The sequence below is a fragment of the Streptomyces lacaronensis genome, assembly GCF_047337785.1.
In the GTDB taxonomy this organism is placed as follows: Bacteria; Actinomycetota; Actinomycetes; order Streptomycetales; family Streptomycetaceae; genus Streptomyces; species Streptomyces lycopersici.
In genome coordinates this window covers 3,345,859-3,362,251 of sequence record NZ_JBLHDK010000003.1, presented here as the reverse complement: position 1 = coordinate 3,362,251, position 16,393 = coordinate 3,345,859, and the positions used below count along the sequence as shown (strand labels likewise).

At 72.2% G+C, this 16,393-nt stretch carries 17 protein-coding genes; 16 read left to right on the top strand and 1 reads right to left on the bottom strand.

Annotation, left to right across the window (positions count from 1 at the left end):
- Nucleotides 1-37 precede the first annotated feature (37 nt).
- The 15 genes from ACMTAK_RS14240 (at nucleotide 38) to ACMTAK_RS14170 (ending at nucleotide 13,810) form a co-directional block, all read left to right on the top strand.
- Nucleotides 38-1,006, top strand: coding sequence for a sugar kinase (locus ACMTAK_RS14240; protein ID WP_413806589.1), 969 nt, complete (start codon nucleotides 38-40; stop codon nucleotides 1,004-1,006).
- A 218-nt stretch (nucleotides 1,007-1,224) separates the two neighbouring features.
- The gene (locus tag ACMTAK_RS14235) at nucleotides 1,225-1,878 is read left to right on the top strand and encodes a bifunctional 4-hydroxy-2-oxoglutarate aldolase/2-dehydro-3-deoxy-phosphogluconate aldolase (RefSeq protein ID WP_201857321.1); all 654 of its coding nucleotides are present in this window, start codon (nucleotides 1,225-1,227) and stop codon (nucleotides 1,876-1,878) included.
- Nucleotides 1,879-2,008: 130 nt separating this feature from the next.
- Nucleotides 2,009-2,878 (top strand): transporter substrate-binding domain-containing protein, encoded by an 870-nt coding sequence (locus ACMTAK_RS14230; RefSeq protein ID WP_413806588.1) that lies wholly within the window; start codon nucleotides 2,009-2,011, stop codon nucleotides 2,876-2,878.
- Between the two features lie 169 nt (nucleotides 2,879-3,047).
- On the top strand, nucleotides 3,048-3,725 hold the full coding sequence (locus tag ACMTAK_RS14225; protein ID WP_413806587.1) for a TetR/AcrR family transcriptional regulator: 678 nt from the start codon (nucleotides 3,048-3,050) through the stop codon (nucleotides 3,723-3,725).
- Nucleotides 3,726-3,869: 144 nt separating this feature from the next.
- Complete coding sequence (locus tag ACMTAK_RS14220) at nucleotides 3,870-4,502, top strand: DUF1700 domain-containing protein (protein ID WP_413806586.1); 633 nt, start codon at nucleotides 3,870-3,872, stop codon at nucleotides 4,500-4,502.
- A gap of 102 nt (nucleotides 4,503-4,604) precedes the next feature.
- Nucleotides 4,605-4,766, top strand: a complete 162-nt coding sequence (locus ACMTAK_RS14215) for a hypothetical protein (RefSeq protein WP_413806585.1) — start codon at nucleotides 4,605-4,607, stop codon at nucleotides 4,764-4,766.
- Nucleotides 4,767-4,870: 104 nt separating this feature from the next.
- Nucleotides 4,871-5,638 carry a GntR family transcriptional regulator gene (locus tag ACMTAK_RS14210; protein WP_385215361.1) on the top strand — a complete coding sequence of 256 codons (768 nt, stop codon included), beginning with the start codon at nucleotides 4,871-4,873 and terminating at the stop codon, nucleotides 5,636-5,638.
- Between the two features lie 248 nt (nucleotides 5,639-5,886).
- Entirely contained in the window at nucleotides 5,887-6,876 is a 990-nt protein-coding gene (locus tag ACMTAK_RS14205; protein WP_413806584.1) for a sugar ABC transporter substrate-binding protein, read from the top strand.
- Entirely contained in the window at nucleotides 6,873-7,925 is a 1,053-nt protein-coding gene (locus ACMTAK_RS14200) for an ABC transporter permease (protein ID WP_413806583.1), read from the top strand. The genes ACMTAK_RS14205 and ACMTAK_RS14200 overlap by 4 nt, the downstream gene beginning before the upstream one ends.
- Entirely contained in the window at nucleotides 7,922-8,779 is an 858-nt protein-coding gene (locus ACMTAK_RS14195; RefSeq protein ID WP_413806582.1) for an ATP-binding cassette domain-containing protein, read from the top strand. Before ACMTAK_RS14200 ends, ACMTAK_RS14195 begins: the two co-directional genes overlap by 4 nt.
- Before the next feature lie 297 nt (nucleotides 8,780-9,076).
- Nucleotides 9,077-10,231: an ROK family glucokinase gene (locus ACMTAK_RS14190; RefSeq protein WP_413806581.1), complete on the top strand. Its 1,155-nt coding sequence runs from the start codon at nucleotides 9,077-9,079 to the stop codon at nucleotides 10,229-10,231.
- Nucleotides 10,228-10,854: a hypothetical protein gene (locus ACMTAK_RS14185; protein WP_413806580.1), complete on the top strand. Its 627-nt coding sequence runs from the start codon at nucleotides 10,228-10,230 to the stop codon at nucleotides 10,852-10,854. The genes ACMTAK_RS14190 and ACMTAK_RS14185 overlap by 4 nt, the downstream gene beginning before the upstream one ends.
- Nucleotides 10,855-10,919: 65 nt before the next feature.
- Nucleotides 10,920-12,206 carry a bifunctional 3-oxoadipate enol-lactonase/4-carboxymuconolactone decarboxylase PcaDC gene (gene pcaDC / locus ACMTAK_RS14180; RefSeq protein ID WP_413806579.1) on the top strand — a complete coding sequence of 429 codons (1,287 nt, stop codon included), beginning with the start codon at nucleotides 10,920-10,922 and terminating at the stop codon, nucleotides 12,204-12,206.
- 134 nt (nucleotides 12,207-12,340) lie between these two features.
- The gene (locus ACMTAK_RS14175) at nucleotides 12,341-12,988 is read left to right on the top strand and encodes an MBL fold metallo-hydrolase (RefSeq protein ID WP_413806578.1); all 648 of its coding nucleotides are present in this window, start codon (nucleotides 12,341-12,343) and stop codon (nucleotides 12,986-12,988) included.
- A 42-nt stretch (nucleotides 12,989-13,030) separates the two neighbouring features.
- Complete coding sequence (locus ACMTAK_RS14170) at nucleotides 13,031-13,810, top strand: exodeoxyribonuclease III (RefSeq protein ID WP_262705343.1); 780 nt, start codon at nucleotides 13,031-13,033, stop codon at nucleotides 13,808-13,810.
- A 55-nt stretch (nucleotides 13,811-13,865) separates the two neighbouring features.
- Here ACMTAK_RS14170 and ACMTAK_RS14165 read toward each other — a convergent pair whose 3' ends face one another.
- On the bottom strand, nucleotides 13,866-15,677 hold the full coding sequence (locus tag ACMTAK_RS14165) for an SGNH/GDSL hydrolase family protein (protein ID WP_413806577.1): 1,812 nt from the start codon (nucleotides 15,675-15,677) through the stop codon (nucleotides 13,866-13,868).
- Nucleotides 15,678-15,831: 154 nt separating this feature from the next.
- Between ACMTAK_RS14165 and ACMTAK_RS14160 the strand changes: the two genes are divergently transcribed.
- A complete protein-coding gene (locus ACMTAK_RS14160; protein ID WP_413806576.1) occupies nucleotides 15,832-16,272 on the top strand; it encodes a DUF6278 family protein in 441 nt (146 codons plus the stop codon).
- Nucleotides 16,273-16,393: the final 121 nt, after the last annotated feature.

Genomic DNA, 16,393 nt, shown 5'->3' with positions numbered 1-16,393 from the left:
CGATACCGTCTCGGTAGCAGCGGACGTGCGGGGAGGCATGGTGGCGAAGGGTCCGGAAGTGGTCACGTGCGGGGAGGCAATGCTTCTCCTGCTCGCCGAGCCCGGGGTTCCGCTGGACCGGGCCGTGCATTTCCGCAGGTCGGTGGCGGGAGCCGAATCCAATGTGGCCGTGGGTCTCGCCCGGCTCGGTCACGGTGTGCGCTGGCTCGGCCGGGTCGGCGCCGACCCGGCGGGGGAGGCGGTGCTGCGCGAGCTGCGCGCCGACTGTGTGGACGTCGCCCACGCGATCGTGGACGACCACGCCCCCACCGGGCTGCTGATGCGGGACAGCCATGCGTACCGCGCCATCGATGTGCAGTACTACCGCATGGGCTCGGCCGCCTCCCGGCTGACGCCCGAACAGATACGCCCCGAGGCCCTCGAAGGCACCCAACTGCTGCATCTGTCCGGGATCACGCCGATGCTCTCGCCGACCGCGGCGGCCGCGAGCCGCCGCCTGGTGGAGCTGGCCCGTGCGGCCGGGGCCAAGGTGTCCTTCGATCCGAACGTACGGCACAAGCTGGGCGGCGCGGCGCAGTGGGCCCAGACGGCGGGCCCGTTGCTGCGCGACGCCGACATCGTCCTCGCGGGGGAAGAGGAGTTGGAGCTGCTCACCGCCCAACCCGCCGACGAGGCCGCGCGGGAGCTGCTGCGCGGCGGGGCCGCCGAGGTCGTGATCAAGCGCACCGACCACTCCGCGACCGTTCTCACCGCGGACGGCGGCTGGGACCAGTCGCCCCACGCGGTGCCGGTCGTCGATCCGATCGGCGCCGGTGACGGCTTCGCGGCCGGCTATCTGTCGGCACGGCTGCGCGGGCTGCACGAGGACCAGGCGCTCGCCGAGGCGGCGTGCGTGGCCGCCCTGGTCGTCCAGGCCGCCACCGATACGGACGGGCTGCCCACCGCCGCCGCGCGGGACCGGGCGCTCGCCGAGCTGTCCAAGGGCGGGGACGCGGTATACCGCTGAACCGGCCGCGGCACCCACGGCCGGCCCGGAGAGCACGGGGCCGCGTACATCACAACAACACAGAGCAGTACCGGTAAGACGGACAACCCAGATACTGATCCACCAAGCGCACACAGCACCGCGTATCGTCCACCGCACACCGAAACCGCCGCATATCCCGGAGGCAATCCGGGGCGGCATCGCCAGCAGCACTTGGGAAAGGAAAGGCGGCGACCGCCGTGTACCGCTGGGAGATCACCCGGGCCGCGCTCGCGCAGCGCGTCCTCGCCATCGTCCGTAGCGACAGCTACGACCACGCCCACGCCACGGCGGACAGCCTGCTCTCCGCCGGTATCACCAGCCTGGAGATCTCGCTGACCACGCCCTTCGCCCTGGAGGCGGTCACCACTCTGATCCGGGAGGTCGGCGATGACGCGGTGATCGGCGCGGGCACGGTGCTCGATGGCGCCTCGGCCCGGATGGCGGTGGACGCGGGCGCCCGCTTCCTCGTCTCGCCGAGCCTGGACCCCGAGGTCATCCGCACCGGCCACCGCTACGGTCTGCCGGTCTTCCCCGGCGTGGCCACACCCACCGAGGCGGTGCGCGCGATGGAACTGGGCGCGGACGCCCTGAAGCTCTTCCCCGCCTCCGCCTACGGGCCCAGATGGGTCAGCGACGTACGGGCCGCGCTGCCGCAGGCCGCCGTGGTCCCCACCGGCGGGGTGACGCTGGCCGAGGCCCCGGACTGGATCGCGGCCGGGGCCGTCGCGTGCGGAATGGGCTCGGCGCTGTCCGAGGGCGACCGGGACACCGTGGGCAAGCGCGCCGCCGAACTGCTGGCCCGCCTCGCGGATGTGGCGCCCCCGCTGGACTCGCCGCACGAGCCGTACTGACGGCGGTACACAACTCCCGCGTATCCCCTCCGGCGGTCAACGGCTTCCCGTGGGCCGGGACTTCTGCCACCCTGAGCGCGCTGTGATCACGCGGCTCGCAACGGCCGCCCGCCCGCGCCCAGGAGGTGCCGTGAGACGTACCGTCACGCTGTCCGCCCTCGCCGCCGTACTCGCCGCCACCGCCGCCGGTTCGGCGCTGGCCGTCGGCACGACCTCGAAGCCTGAGCCGAAGGCCGAGTCGGCGCAGGCGAGCGCCGCCGAGCGCGCCCGGCAGCAGCGCGGCACCCTGCTGGACCGGGTGCCCGAGCGCGGGGTGCTGCGGGTGTGCACCACGGGCGACTACCGGCCTTTCAGCCATCGCGACCCCAAGTCCGGGGCCTACACCGGTATCGACATCAAGATGGCCGGGGACCTCGCCAAGAGTCTGGACGCCAAACCGAAGTACGTGCCCACGACCTGGTCCACCCTGGTGGACGACCTCGCCGCGGGGCGCTGCGACGTGGGCATGGGTGGGGTGTCGGTGACCCTGGCCCGCGCCCGTAAGGCGTCCTTCAGCGAGCCGTACCTCACCGACGGCAAGACGCCGATCGTGCGCTGTAAGGACAAGGACACGTACCGGACGCTGGAGGAGATCGACCAGCCGGGCGTACGAGTCGTGGTCAACCCGGGCGGCACCAATGAGCAGTTCGCCCGAGCCCATGTCACACAGGCCACCCTCACCGTCCACCCGGACAACACCACGATCTTCGACGAGATCATCGCGGGTCGTGCCGATGTGATGATGACGGACGCCAGCGAGACCCGCTATCAGTCCGCGATCCACCCGGAGCTGTGCGCGGTCCACCCCGATGAGCCGTTCTCCTTCTCCGAGAAGGCATACGTACTGCCGCGCGGCGACGCCCAGTTCAAGGAGTACGTCGACCAGTGGGTCCACCTGGCCACCCACGACGGTACGTACAAGAAGTACGAGGGTGAGTGGTTGACTTCCTCTCCCTCCTGAAGGGGTCCAGGTGCGGACGCTGAGCGGCACCTTGTCCCGCCGGTTTCCGCGGTGCGAGCACAGCTTGTGACGCGGCGACGGACGCGAGAGCGGCTGAAAATCTGGGCATCGCCGTACGACTCTCGCGTCCGTCGCGCGTCCGCCGGGCCCGGAGCGGGAAGATGGCCTCATGAGTCCCGCCCAACCCGCGCGCCGCCGCTCGGACGCCGTCGCCAACCGTGCCGCCCTCCTCGACGCGGCCGAGCGGGTCCTGCTCCGCGACGGGCCCGCCGTGCCGCTGGACGTGGTGGCGCGCGAGGCCGGGGTCGGCATCGCGACGCTGTACCGGAACTTCGCCGACCGCGAGGAGCTGTACGCGGCCGTCGTGCACCGCTCCTACGAGCTCGTGGCCGCCCTCGCCCAGGAGGCCGAGGACAGCGCGGCACCGCCGCTGGACGCGCTGGCCGGTTTTCTGCACGGGCTGCTCGCCGAACGGCACCATCTCGCCCTGCCGCTGCTCGGCGCCCCCGGCCCGCCCGGCCCGCCCTTTGCGGACGAGGCCGACCCCCTCGGTGCGCGGATCTCCCGGTCGCTGGCCGCGGTCCTGAAGCGGGGTGTCGGCGACGGCTCGATCCGGCCCGACGCCACCGCCGCCGACCTCGTCGTCACCGGCGCGATGCTCGCCCACGCCCAACTCCCGTCCGAGGCCTGGGGGCGCGCCGCCCGCCGTATCGCCGCGCTCGTCCTGGACGGTCTGCGCGCCCGCCCCGACACCGCCCCGCTGCCCGACGGGCTCACCGGGACCGAACTGGACCGGGTCATGACCCGTGGCGCGGGGGGAGCGACGGCCCATCGGCCTCGCTCATGAGCCTCGCCCATTAGCCTGTCGAACACAGCGGGATGCGCATTTGCGCGAATCCGGGCGCGGCCCTCGTGTGGGTGCTACACGCTGACGGATGCCGGTTGTAATGCCCTGGACCGGTGACCGTTTCCTCGCCCCCGGAGAGACGACATGAGCAGCCCCCTCAGCCACCCCCTCGTGCGGACCTTTCTGTCCTCGGTCGAGCGGCTGACCGCGGCGCTTCCCGCCGCGTGGCGGGAGGAGCTGCTGGAGGACCTGCGCGAGGAGATCGCGGCGGCGCTCGCGGACGACCTCGCCGAGGAGGCGGCCGGGGACGGTGATTCCGCGATCGGAGAGGAGCGGGTGCGGCAGGTGCTCGACTGGATCGGAACCCCGGAGGAGATCGCGGCGGACGCGCTGGCCGAGGAGTCCGGCAGCATCCCGCCCGAGCCGGAGGACGCCGGTGCCACGTGGGTGACGCTCGGCCTCGCCGTGCTGCCCGTACCGCTGTGCCTGGTCCCGGGCGTGGGCATACCCCTGGGGCTGGTCGCCGCCCTCGGCGCGCTCGTCCGGCTGTGGCGGTCCGCGCCATGGGCCCGGCGCGAGAAGCGGCAGGCCACGCTGTTCGTCCTGTCGCCCCTGGTGACGGTGCCGGTGCTGGCGGTGGCGCTCTCCCTGGCGTTCGACGGGATCAGCGCCCCCGCGTTCGTGGCCTCCCTGCTGATGGCGCTCACCCTGCCGGTGGTCGGCGCCATGCGGCTGGCCCGGTCCGCGGCCCGGCTGCGCGAGCAGGCGGGCGCGTGACGCCGGCGGGCGGCGGACCGGGGCGTCCGGCGCGTGGGGGTCCCGCCCCAGACCCCGGGGTCCAGGGGCGAAGCCCCTGCCACGCGGCGGAGCGGCATATCGATGCTGCGGGCCGGACTGGACGTCTTCGCCCAGCTGGTGGTCTCCGCCCGGGGCGCCCCAGCTCCTGGCCGCCGCCGCGCCCAGCTCCGGTCGGGCCGCGGCACGGCTCCCGGTGCCGGCCGGGGGCGGACGGCGGTGGGCGGCCGTGGCCGTGACGGTTGACAGCGTTGTCGGCTCCGACTGATCACCTGTGCGTAGTTTGTCCTGACAACCGAACTTCACGACTTCCCGTCATGTGCTCATCCGGATACCCTCGGCGCGTGGCTATGGAGGAAGAAGACGCTTCGGGCGGGGCGGAGGCGCTCCAGCTCAGCGTCGATCGCAGCAGTCCGGTCCCGCTGTACTTCCAGCTGTCCCAGCAGCTCGAGGCGGCGATCGAGCAGGGGCGGCTGGCGCCCGGGAGCCTGCTGGGCAATGAGATCGAGCTGGCCGGCCGGCTCGGGCTGTCCCGCCCCACCGTCCGGCAGGCCATCTCGTCGCTGGTCGACAAGGGGCTGCTGGTGCGCCGCCGGGGCGTGGGCACCCAGGTCGTGCACAGCCAGGTCAAGCGCCCGCTGGAGCTGAGCAGCCTCTACGACGACCTGGAGGCGGCCGGTCAGCGCCCCGCCACCCAGGTGCTGCGGAACACCACCGAGCCCGCGACCGCCCAAGTCGCCGCCGCGCTCGGCGTCGCGGAGGGCGAAGAGGTGGTGCTGATCGAGCGGCTGCGGCTGGCGCACGGCGAGCCCATGGCCCATCTGCGCAACCACCTCCCGGTGGGCCTGCTCAAGCTGGACAGCGCCGAGCTGGAGGACACCGGGCTCTACCGGCTGATGCGCTCGGCCGGAATCACCCTGCACAGCGCCCGCCAGGCGGTCGGCGCCCGCGCGGCCACCGCCGAGGAGGGGGAGCAGCTCGGGGAGCCGGAGGGCGCGCCGCTGCTGACCATGGAGCGTACGACCTTCGACGACACCGGCCGGGCCGTGGAGTTCGGCTCCCACACCTACCGGGCCTCGCGCTACGCCTTCGAGTTCCAACTGCTCGTACGCCCCTGAGCGCCGCCCCACGCCTTGTGCCGCGCCCTTTGTCCTTGACGTGTCCCGCGTCCCCGGCTACAAGTCCTCAAGCCGTACGGGCGCCGGGCCCCGCCCACCCCGGCAGCCCCGGCGATGACCGGTGACGGATACTTGGGCGGCGGCCGGGACCGATCATGCGGTGCCCGGCCGCGAAGGTGACGCTGGGGACGAACACACAGTGAGAAGGGCGGGTCTTCGTGGCGACGGTGCGGAGAGGGGCACGCGCGATGACCGCCGCCGTGCTCGCGGCGGTGCTGGGTACGGCGTTGGCGGGCTGCAGCGATACGGGCGGCAAGCGGGCCGAGGAGCGGGCCGCCCGGGAGGCGGCCGCCGGGGGACGGGCGGCGGTCAACACCCCGAAGTGGACGTTCGCGATGGTCACCCACTCCGGAGACGGGGACACCTTCTGGGACATCGTGCAGAGCGGCGCCAAGCAGGCCGCGGTCAAGGACAACATCAAGTTCCTCTACGCCCACAACGAGGAGGGCAAGGAGCAGGCCCAGCTGGTCCAGTCCTACATCGACCAGAAGGTCGACGGCCTGATCGTCACCCTCGCCAAGCCCGACGCCATGAAGTCCGTGGTGAAGAAGGCCCGCAAGGCCGGGATACCGGTGATCACCGTCAACTCCGGCTCCGAGGTGTCCAAGGCGTTCGGCGCGCTCACCCACGTCGGCCAGGACGAGACCATCGCGGGCGAGGCCGTCGGCGACGAGCTCAACGAGCGGGGCCGCAAGAAGGCCCTGTGCGTGCTCCACGAGCAGGGCAACGTAGGCCATGAGCAGCGCTGCGACGGCGCGGCCAAGACCTTCGACGGCAAGATGGAGAAGATCTACGTCGAGGGCACCAACATGCCCGACGTGCAGTCCTCGATCGAGGCCAAGCTCCAGTCGGACAAGGGCATCGACACCGTGCTGACCCTGGGCGCGCCCTTCGCGGACACCGCCGCCAAGGCCGCCGACCAGGCGGGCAGCAAGGCCGAGATCGACACCTTCGACCTCAACGCCAAGGTCGCCGCCGCGCTCCAGGACGGCACCCTCGGCTTCGCCGTGGACCAGCAGCCGTATCTCCAGGGCTATGAGGCCGTGGATCTGCTGTGGCTCAACCGCTACAACGCCGATGTGCTCGGCGGCGGCAGGCCGGTGCTCACCGGTCCGCAGATCATCACCAAGGACGACGCCGCCGAGCTCGCGTCGTACACGAAGCGGGGGACCCGATGAGCGCGGAGGCACCGCCCGCCGAGGAGACCCTTTCGAGTCCGCGGCCGGTGCGCGGCTCGCTGCCGCGCCGGCTGGCGGGCCGTCCGGAGCTGGGCGCGGTCGTCGGCGCCGTCGCCGTCTTCGTCTTCTTCTCGGCCGTCGCCGACGCCTTCCTCCAGTGGTCGAGCTTCAGCACCGTGCTGTACGCCTCCTCGACCATCGGGATCATGGCGGTGCCGGTGGCGCTGCTGATGATCGGCGGGGAGTTCGATCTGTCGACCGGGGTCCTGGTGACCAGCTCGGCGCTGATCTCCTCGATGTTCTCGTACCAGATGACGGCGAACGTGTGGGTCGGCGTCGGGGTGTCCCTGCTGGCCACCCTCGCGATCGGCTTCTTCAACGGCTATCTGCTGGTCCGCACCAATCTGCCGAGCTTCATCATCACCCTCGGCACCTTCCTGATCCTCCAGGGCTGCAATCTCGGCTTCACCAAGCTGATCAGCGACACCGTCTCCACCAAGAGCATCGCCGATATGGAGGGCTTCCCCTCCGCCCGTAAGGTCTTCGCCTCGCATCTGACCATCGGGGACGTCGAAGTGCAGATCACCGTCCTGTGGTGGTTCGCCCTGATCGCGCTCGCCACCTGGATCCTGCTGCGCACCCGCGCCGGGAACTGGATCTTCGCGGTGGGCGGCGCCAAGGAGGCGGCCCGAGCGGTCGGCGTGCCCGTGGAGCGCACCAAGATCGGCCTCTATCTGGGCGTCGCGCTGGCCGCCTGGATCTCCGGCCAGCATCTGCTGTTCAACTACGACGTGGTCCAGTCCGGCGAGGGTGTGGGCAATGAGCTGCTCTACATCATCGCGGCCGTCATCGGCGGCTGTCTGCTGACCGGCGGCTACGGCTCGGCGGTCGGCGCGGCCGTCGGCGCGTTCATCTTCGGCATGACCAACAAGGGCATCGTCTACGCGCAGTGGGGCGCCGACTGGTTCAAGTTCTTCCTCGGGGCGATGCTGCTGCTGGCCACGCTGCTCAACTGGTGGGTCCGCAAGCGGGCGGAGGAGAGCAAATGAGTGCGTCCCAGGCATCCAAGGCATCTCAGGTATCTCCGGCGCCCCGGGGCGCTCTGGTCGCGCTGAGCGACATCAGCAAGTACTACGGCAACGTCAAGGCCCTGGAGGGCGTCTCCCTCGAGGTGCACGCCGGGGAGATCACTTGTGTCCTCGGGGACAACGGCGCGGGCAAGTCCACCCTCATCAAGATCGTCGCCGGGCTGCACCAGCACGACGGCGGCACCCTCGCCATCGAGGGGGAGGAGACCCGGCTGGGCTCCCCGCGCGAGGCCCTCGACCGTGGGATCGCCACGGTCTACCAGGATCTCGCCGTGGTCCCGCTGATGCCGGTGTGGCGGAACTTCTTCCTGGGCTCGGAGATCCACAAGGGCCGCGGACCGCTCCGCCGTCTCGACGTGGAGGCGATGCGCACCACGACCCACCGCGAACTGCTGCGCATGGGCATCGATCTGCGCGATGTCGACCAGCCCATCGGCACCCTCTCCGGCGGTCAGCGCCAGTGCGTGGCCATCGCCCGCGCCGTCCACTTCGGCGCGAAGGTGCTCATCCTGGACGAGCCCACGGCGGCGCTGGGCGTCAAGCAGTCCGGCGTCGTACTCAAGTACGTCGCGGCCGCCCGGGACGCGGGCCTCGGCGTGGTCCTCATCACCCACAACCCGCACCACGCCTATCTCGTCGGCGACCGCTTCGTGCTGCTCAAACGCGGCGCCATGGCGGGCAGCCACGCCAAGGACGGGATCGCCCTGGAGGAGCTCACCCGGCAGATGGCGGGCGGCAGCGAGCTGGAGCAGCTCAGCCATGAGCTGGCCCGCACCCCCGCCCCCGATCTGTCGGGAGGGGTCGCCAAGGGCTGAGCGGTGTCGCCGAGGGCTGAGGGCGTCGCCGAGGGCTGAGCGACGTCGCCGAGGCTGCGCGGCCGGGTCGTCGGCCGGGTCGTCGGCCGTGTTCCGGTGTTTTCCGGGGGCCGCGCGCCGTAGGCTCGCCATGCGGCATGAGGCGCGGGTGAGGCACAATCGCACGGCGGGCCACTCCCGCCACGACCGACGCACCCGAGGCCCCGCGGCCTCCCGAGACCCCCGCAGGGACGACGAACTCTTGCGAGCACGTACCCGCAGCGACCGCACCCCCCACACCGGCGAGGGGGCCGGCGGATGAGCATCTACCGCGAACGAGTGCACCGGGGCTCGGCCCGGGCCACCGTGCTGCGGACCGTCGGCACCCGTGAGCGCCGCTCGCATCTCAGCGCGCCCCGGGTGCCCACGGTCGGCATCGACATCGGCGGCACCAAGGTGATGGCCGGGGTCGTCGACGCCGACGGCAACATCCTCGAGAAGCTGCGCACCGAGACGCCGGACAAGTCCAAGAGCCCCAAGGTCGTCGAGGACACCATCACCGAGCTGGTGCTTGACCTCTCCGACCGGCACGATGTGCACGCCGTGGGCATCGGCGCCGCGGGCTGGGTGGACGCCGACCGCAACCGCGTGCTGTTCGCCCCGCACCTGTCCTGGCGCAACGAACCGCTGCGCGACCGGCTCGCGGAGCGGCTCGCCGTCCCGGTCCTGGTCGACAACGACGCCAACGCCGCCGCGTGGGCGGAGTGGCGGTTCGGCGCCGGACGCGACGAGGACCACCTCGTCATGATCACCCTCGGCACCGGGATCGGCGGCGCGATCCTGGAGGACGGCCAGGTCAAGCGCGGCAAGTACGGGGTCGCCGGGGAGTTCGGCCATATGCAGGTCGTCCCGGCCGGCCACCGCTGCCCGTGCGGCAACCGCGGCTGCTGGGAGCAGTACAGCTCCGGCAACGCCCTCGTCCGCGAGGCCCGTGAACTGGCCGCCGCCGAATCGCCGGTGGCGTACGGGATCAACGACCGGGTCGGCGGCAACATCCAGGAGATCACCGGACCGCTGATCACCGAGCTGGCCCGGCAGGGCGACGCCATGTGCGTCGAACTGCTCCAGGACATCGGCCAGTGGCTCGGCGTCGGCATCGCCAATCTCGCCGCCGCCCTCGACCCCTCCTGCTTCGTCATCGGCGGAGGCGTCAGCGCCGCCGACGACCTGCTGATCGACCCCGCCCGGAACGCCTTCCGGCGCACCCTCACCGGCCGCGGCTACCGGCCGGAGGCCCGGATCGTCAAGGCGCAGCTGGGCCCCGAGGCGGGGATGGTCGGCGCCGCCGACCTCGCCCGGCTGGTCGCCCGCCGCTTCCGCCGCGCCAACCGCCGCCGCGTCGAGCGGTACGAGCGCGCCGGGTCCGCCTCCCCGCTGCGGCTGGCGCCGCGCAGTCAGGCAGGCCGCGAATGACCGCCGCCGACCAGCGGCCCGGCGCCGCGATGCCCCCGGCCGACGGTATGCGCCCCGGCGGGCCCACACCGGGCGGCCCCACGTCCGGCGGGCCCGTGCCCGGTGGCGGCCGTCCGCCCCGCCGCTGGCTCAAGGCGGTGGTCGTCTTCCTGCTGATCACGATCCCGGCGGGCTATCTGGTGATCTCCGCCCTCCAGAGCCGCAACGGCGGTGAGGACAAGGCGGAGGCGGCGTCGGCCAAGGGCCTTGAGCCGGGCTATCCGACCCGGGTGCAGCGGCGCATATACGACGTGCCGGTGCCGCCGTACTCCAAGAAGGTCGCCTTCTACGAGACCAACTCCTGGAAGGTCAGCTCGCTGTACGTGCAGTTCGTCACGGACCGCGACGGCCTGGACTCCTTCCTGACCAAGCTCGGCACCCGCCGCTCCGCCCTGGACAAGGGCGAGGTGACCATCACCAAGGGGCAGGCGCGGAAGGTCGGTTGGCAGGTCGGAGCGCCCGGTCACGACTGGGCCGGGATGGTCGTCAAGCGACAAGATCCACAACCCAAGCTGAGGATCACGGTCAAGTTCGACAACCCCGCGCATCCGAAGGTTTACGTCGTCTCCACGGTCACGCCGTAAGGCCTTCACATCCTGGGTACATCGCGCCCGAAAACCCCGCCACCCGTGTCGGATACCGTTTTCGGGTGAGCGAGACGAAGACACTTCAGTACCGGACCGACGGCCCCGAGGACGGGCCCGTGCTCGTCCTCGGACCGTCGCTGGGCACCACCTGGCACATGTGGGACCGCCAGATACCCGAGCTCTCCCGCCACTGGCGCGTCCTCCGCTTCGACCTCCCCGGCCACGGCGGCGCCCCCGCCCATCCGGCCCCCTCCGTGGCCGAGCTGGCCGCCCGGCTGCTGGCCACCCTCGACCAGCTCGGCGTCGAGCGCTTCGGGTACGCGGGCTGCTCGATCGGCGGGGCCATCGGCGCCGAACTCGCCCTGCGACATCCCCATAGAGTGGGCTCACTCGCCCTCGTCTCCGCCTCCCCGCGCTTCGGCACCGCCGACTCCTTCCGGCAGCGCGGCGTCGTGGTCCGCACCAACGGCCTCGACCCGATCGCCCGCGCCACCCCCGAGCGCTGGTTCACCCCCGGCTTCGCCGCCGCCCAGCCCGCCATCGTCGAGTGGGCCGTCCAGATGGTCCGCACCACCGACCCCGGCTGCTACATCGCCGCCTGCGAGGCCCTCGCCGCGTTCGACATCCGCGCCGAGCTCAGCCGGATCGGCGTCCCCACCCTCGTGGTGGCCGGCGCCGACGACCAGGTCACCCCGGCCGCCGACGCCCGCGTCCTGGTCGCCGGGATAGCCGACGCACGGCTCGCGCTGGTCCCCGGCGCCTCCCATCTCACCCCCGTCGAACAGCCGATGGCCGTCACCGATCTGCTGGTGCGGCACTTCTCCAGCTCCTGGCAGAGCCCGGACCACCCGACCGGGATGACCGCGATCCCCGCGCCCCCGCCCAAGCCCGTGCTCTCGCCCGTGCCGCCCGGCGCCGAGGTCGTCGAATACGGTCACAACGTGCCCGAACCGCTGCTGGACACCCGCGCCGACGCGTACGACCAGGGCATCAAGGTGCGCCGCGAGGTGCTCGGCGACGCCCATGTGGACCGGGCGCAGTCCCTGGCCGACGAGTTCACCGGCGACTTCCAGGACTTCATCACCCGCTACGCGTGGGGCGAGGTGTGGACCCGGCCCGGAATCGACCGGCGGATCCGCAGCGTGGTCACCCTCACCGCCCTCGCCGCCCGCGGCCACCTCGACGAACTCGCCTTCCACACCCGGGCCGCGCTGCGCAACGGGCTCACCCCCACCGAGATCAAGGAGGTGCTGCTGCACACCGGCGTCTACTGCGGGGTGCCGACGGCCAACTCCGCCTTCGCCGTGGCCCAGCGGATCATCCGCGAGGAGACAAGCCCGGAGGGCTGAGCGCTCCGCTGGAAGTGCCGCGATGCGTTGTTGGCCATCCGCGGCGCCGTTGTGGCTGGTCGCGCCCCGCGGCGGAGCCGCATATCGATACAGCCCCGCGCCCCTTCGGGGCGCTTGGTAGCACAATGATCTCCATGAAGCTCACCAAGAAGGGCCATGCCTGCGTCCGGATCGAGAAGGACGGGCAGACGCTCGTCATCGACCCCGGGGCCTTCAGCGAAGAGGACGCCGCGGTCGGCGCGGACGCGATCCTGGTCACCCACGAGCACTTCGACCACTTCAACGAGGAGCGGCTGCGCACGGCGCTCGACGCCAACCCCGCCGCCCAGATCTGGACGCTCCGCAGCGTCGCCCACCACATCTCCTCGGCGTTCCCCGGGCGGGTGAACACCATCGGGGAGGGCGACAGCTTCAACGCGGCGGGATTCGACATCGAGGTCCACGGCCAGCTGCACGCCGTCATCCACCCCGACATGCCCCGGATCACCAATGTGGGCTATCTGCTGGACGGCGTGCTCTTCCACCCCGGCGACGCCCTTACCGTGCCCGCCGGGCGGCGGGTGGACACGCTGATGCTGCCGGTGCACGCCCCCTGGAACAAGTTCGCCGAGATCCTCGACTACGTCCGCGCGGTCGGCCCGCGCCGGGCCGTCGACATCCACGACGCCCTGCTGTCCGACGTCGCGCACATGGTCTACGGCCGGATGCTCGGCCCCGAGGGACCCGGCACGGAAGGCGCCGAGCACCTGCGGCTGACCCCGGGCGAATCCCTCACCCTCTGAGGGCCGGGCCGGCTGTCGGAGCCGGGATGTAGGTTGTGCCCTATGCGCATCGCGACCTGGAACGTCAATTCGATCACCGCCCGGCTGCCCCGGCTGCTGGCCTGGCTGGAGAGCAGCGGCACGGACGTCCTGTGCGTCCAGGAGACCAAGTGCGCCGAGTCCGCCTTTCCGCACGAGCCGCTGCGTGAGCTCGGCTACGAGGCCGCGGTCAACGCCACCGGCCGGTGGAACGGAGTGGCGCTGCTCTCCAAGGCCGGGCTCACCGACGTCACCGTGGGCCTCCCCGGCGGCCCGGACTACGACGGCGGCCAGGAGCCGCGGGCGATAGGCGCCACCTGCGGCCCGGTCCGCCTCTGGTCGGTCTATGTGCCCAACGGCCGGGAGATCGGCCACCCCCACTACGACTACAAGCTGCGTTGGCTGGAGGCGCTGCGCACGGCCGTCGCCGGGGACGCGGCCGGCGAGCGCCCCTTCGCGGTCCTCGGCGACTTCAATGTCGCGCCGACCGACGAGGACGTCTGGGACCGCTCCGCCTTCGACGGGCTGACCCATGTGACGGACCTGGAGCGCGAGGCCCTGACGGCGCTGCGCGAGTCGGGTCTCTCGGACGTGGTGCCCCGGCCGCTGAAGTACGACCGCCCCTTCACCTACTGGGACTACCGCGAGCTGGGCTTCCCCAAGAACCGCGGCATGCGCATCGACCTGGTCTACGGGAACGAGACGTTCGCCAAGGCGGTCGGCGACGCGTATGTGGACCGCGAGGAGCGCAAGGGCAAGGGCGCCTCCGACCACGCCCCGGTCGTCGTCGACCTGGAGGTGTGACCCGGCGGCGGGATGTCCTGGCGAGGAGGGGGAGCCCCGAGCCCCTGGGCTCCCCTTACCCGATCAGCTTCCGCAGGTCGATCGATTCCGCCATCGCCCGCAACCCCGCGTCGCCCGGGTGCAGATGGTCCCCGCTGTCATAGGCGGGCAGGATCCGCGCCGGGTGCTCGGGGTCCCGTACCACCGCGTCGAAGTCCACCACGGCGTCGAATACCCCGCCGCTGTCCCGGATGAAGGCGTTGACGGCCGAGCGCCGTGCGTCCGCGTCCGCCGTACACAGCGACTCGCCCTCGCACGGGGCGATGGTCGCCCCGACCACCCGCAGCCCGCGCTCCCGCATCCGCGCCGCGACCGACCGCAGACCCGCGATCAGCTCCTCGGCCGAACTGCCCCACCGCAGATCGTTGATGCCCTGGAAGACGACGACCGTACGGGCCCCCGTCTGGGCGAGCACATCCCGCTCCAGCCGGTGCTGGGTGCTGACCCCGCCGGTGTCCGTGGAGACGCCCTCGCCCGGATAGCGGTCGGCCACCACGCGGTTGGCGGAGATCCCCGCGTTGAGCACCCCGTACGCCGGGACCTCGGACTGGCCGCGCAGCCGCCGCGCGAGCACATCGGGCCAGCGGCGGTTGGCGTCATTGGTGGACTTGGTGCCGTCGGTGATCGAGTCGCCGAGCGCCACCACCGAACCCGGCCCGCCCCGCACATCGACCCCGGTCAGGAACGGCCAGGTGGTGAGGGTGCCGGTGTAGGACTCAGCCCCCGGCTCCGCGGTCCGGTCACCGCTGCCCGCCGCGCTCAGATACGACCGCTGGGTGGCCTGGCTGTGCACCGGCACCGCCGCGACCGGCCCCGGCAGATGGAAGCTCACCAGCAGATTGGCGTCCGCCGGAACCGGGAAGTCCACCGGATCGCTGAACAGCTGCGCGCCCGCGGGGATCGAGGCCCCCGGACGTCCGCCGAACGTCAGCGGCACCGGTGCCCCCTGCGCCGCCGCGCCGCTCGCCTGGAGCGCGACCGTCGCATGGCCTATCTCCACGGGGGACGCGGCGAAGGTGTTGTCCAGCCGGACCCGGGCCCTCGGCCCGCCCGCGCTGGTGTGCACCACCAGCCGCAGCGTCTGATCGGTCCACGGCCCCACCTTGGTGTACCCGGCGGTGCTCGCCGCCCAGCTCCCGGTCCAGCCGTACGCGGGCTGCCGCAGCGACGCGGCGAAGACATGGAGATCGGCCGCCGGGCCCGGGTCCCTCGGCAGCACCACCGACGCGACCTCGTGGCCGCGCTTCAACGGCACCGTCACCGCGTACAGCCGGGCCGTCTCCTGCCGCTGCCCGGCGGTGGTGTTGAGATGGGGGAGGCCCACGGCCTTGGTGGCGGCGGGGCCCGCCCGCCAGTCCGGCGCGCTCAGCGTGTACGGATGGCTCGACCCGTCGCGGTAGCGCACCGTTCCGACACCGCTCGCCCCGGCGCCGGGCCCGTTCGGCGAACTGCTCGCCACCAGGAAGGTCAACGCCTCGCCCCGGCCGCGCAGCCGCACCGCCTGGCCGTCGGCGATCACATTGTCCGGCCGTGCCCCCGCGCTCCTCGGCCAGGTCAGCCGCGCCGAGTCCAGGGCGATATCGCGCCCCGGCGTCCAGCCGGCGGCCCGCAGATCCTGCGCGGAGAGCGAGGCGCCCGCGCCGTCGAAGTCGGCGTCACCCGGGCGGGTGTCATCGCTGACCGCCCGGTTGTCGAAAAGCCGCTCCAGAGGGAGCGGCTTGTGAGTCGGCACGCCCGCCGGTGCGGCGGAGGAGGGTGGTGCGATCAGTGCGAGGGTGACACCTCCCGCGACGATCCCGGCGGTCGTCCACGGTCTTGCGACGCGCATATGTGTCCCCTCTCGCAACCAACCCGACCGGCGATTCGACAGGTGCCCGGAGAACGTATGGAGGCAGGTGGGTGTCGTCAAGACAAGCATCGGGTCACAGCTCATACCGCGCGCCCTGTGGTGCGCCGGTGGCCTGGATGCCACGCTGAGCGGTATGAACATCTCCTTCTTGGGCAACTGGCGCAAGCGACGTGGCCCCGCCTCGGGCGTGGCCCTGATGGGTGCCCAGGAGGAGGACACCCAGGGCGTCGCCCAACTGCTCTCCGAATGCGAACTCCTGCGCGCGCGGGCCTCCGACGCGGGCATCGGGCTCGATGACTCCACGGCCTCCCTGGAGGCGCTGGACCAGATGGCGCCGCGCTGGCGCGACGACCCGGACGAACTCCCCTGGCTCGGTAACGACGCCGGTCTCTACCTGGGCACGGTCATCGTCCGCACCGTCCCCGGGGCCGTCTGGCAGGTGTGGCCCGACGGCCGACCCGTCGTCAGGCTGGCGTCCGGCCGCGAGGTCGACGTCGTGGAGGCCGGTCAGCAGTGGGCGGCCGACGGCGCCCCCGAACTCTGCCAGCGCTACGCGGAGGTCGCCGAGGCCTAGGGGCGTCCGGCGGATGGTGACGCCTGCGGCGGGCTGCTCCCCTCCCCGCCCCTTCCCGCTACCAGGGGCTCCGCCCCAGCCCCCGGCCGGGCGACCGGCTGTATGCGGTGTCCGCCCGGTC

Excerpts from the sequence above, each read along its gene's own strand:
- ACMTAK_RS14240 (WP_413806589.1), top strand. The coding sequence starts at position 38 with ATGGTGGCGAAGGGTCCGGAAGTGGTCACGTGCGGGGAGGCAATGCTT.
- ACMTAK_RS14175 (WP_413806578.1), top strand. The coding sequence starts at position 12,341 with ATGAAGCTCACCAAGAAGGGCCATGCCTGCGTCCGGATCGAGAAGGAC.
- ACMTAK_RS14205 (WP_413806584.1), top strand. The coding sequence starts at position 5,887 with ATGACCGCCGCCGTGCTCGCGGCGGTGCTGGGTACGGCGTTGGCGGGC.
- ACMTAK_RS14185 (WP_413806580.1), top strand. The coding sequence starts at position 10,228 with ATGACCGCCGCCGACCAGCGGCCCGGCGCCGCGATGCCCCCGGCCGAC.
- ACMTAK_RS14200 (WP_413806583.1), top strand. The coding sequence starts at position 6,873 with ATGAGCGCGGAGGCACCGCCCGCCGAGGAGACCCTTTCGAGTCCGCGG.
- ACMTAK_RS14195 (WP_413806582.1), top strand. The coding sequence starts at position 7,922 with ATGAGTGCGTCCCAGGCATCCAAGGCATCTCAGGTATCTCCGGCGCCC.
- ACMTAK_RS14160 (WP_413806576.1), top strand. The coding sequence starts at position 15,832 with ATGAACATCTCCTTCTTGGGCAACTGGCGCAAGCGACGTGGCCCCGCC.
- ACMTAK_RS14210 (WP_385215361.1), top strand. The coding sequence starts at position 4,871 with ATGGAGGAAGAAGACGCTTCGGGCGGGGCGGAGGCGCTCCAGCTCAGC.
- ACMTAK_RS14170 (WP_262705343.1), top strand. The coding sequence starts at position 13,031 with ATGCGCATCGCGACCTGGAACGTCAATTCGATCACCGCCCGGCTGCCC.
- ACMTAK_RS14225 (WP_413806587.1), top strand. The coding sequence starts at position 3,048 with ATGAGTCCCGCCCAACCCGCGCGCCGCCGCTCGGACGCCGTCGCCAAC.
- ACMTAK_RS14190 (WP_413806581.1), top strand. The coding sequence starts at position 9,077 with ATGAGCATCTACCGCGAACGAGTGCACCGGGGCTCGGCCCGGGCCACC.
- ACMTAK_RS14215 (WP_413806585.1), top strand. The coding sequence starts at position 4,605 with ATGCTGCGGGCCGGACTGGACGTCTTCGCCCAGCTGGTGGTCTCCGCC.
- ACMTAK_RS14165 (WP_413806577.1), bottom strand. The coding sequence starts at position 15,677 with ATGCGCGTCGCAAGACCGTGGACGACCGCCGGGATCGTCGCGGGAGGT.
- ACMTAK_RS14220 (WP_413806586.1), top strand. The coding sequence starts at position 3,870 with ATGAGCAGCCCCCTCAGCCACCCCCTCGTGCGGACCTTTCTGTCCTCG.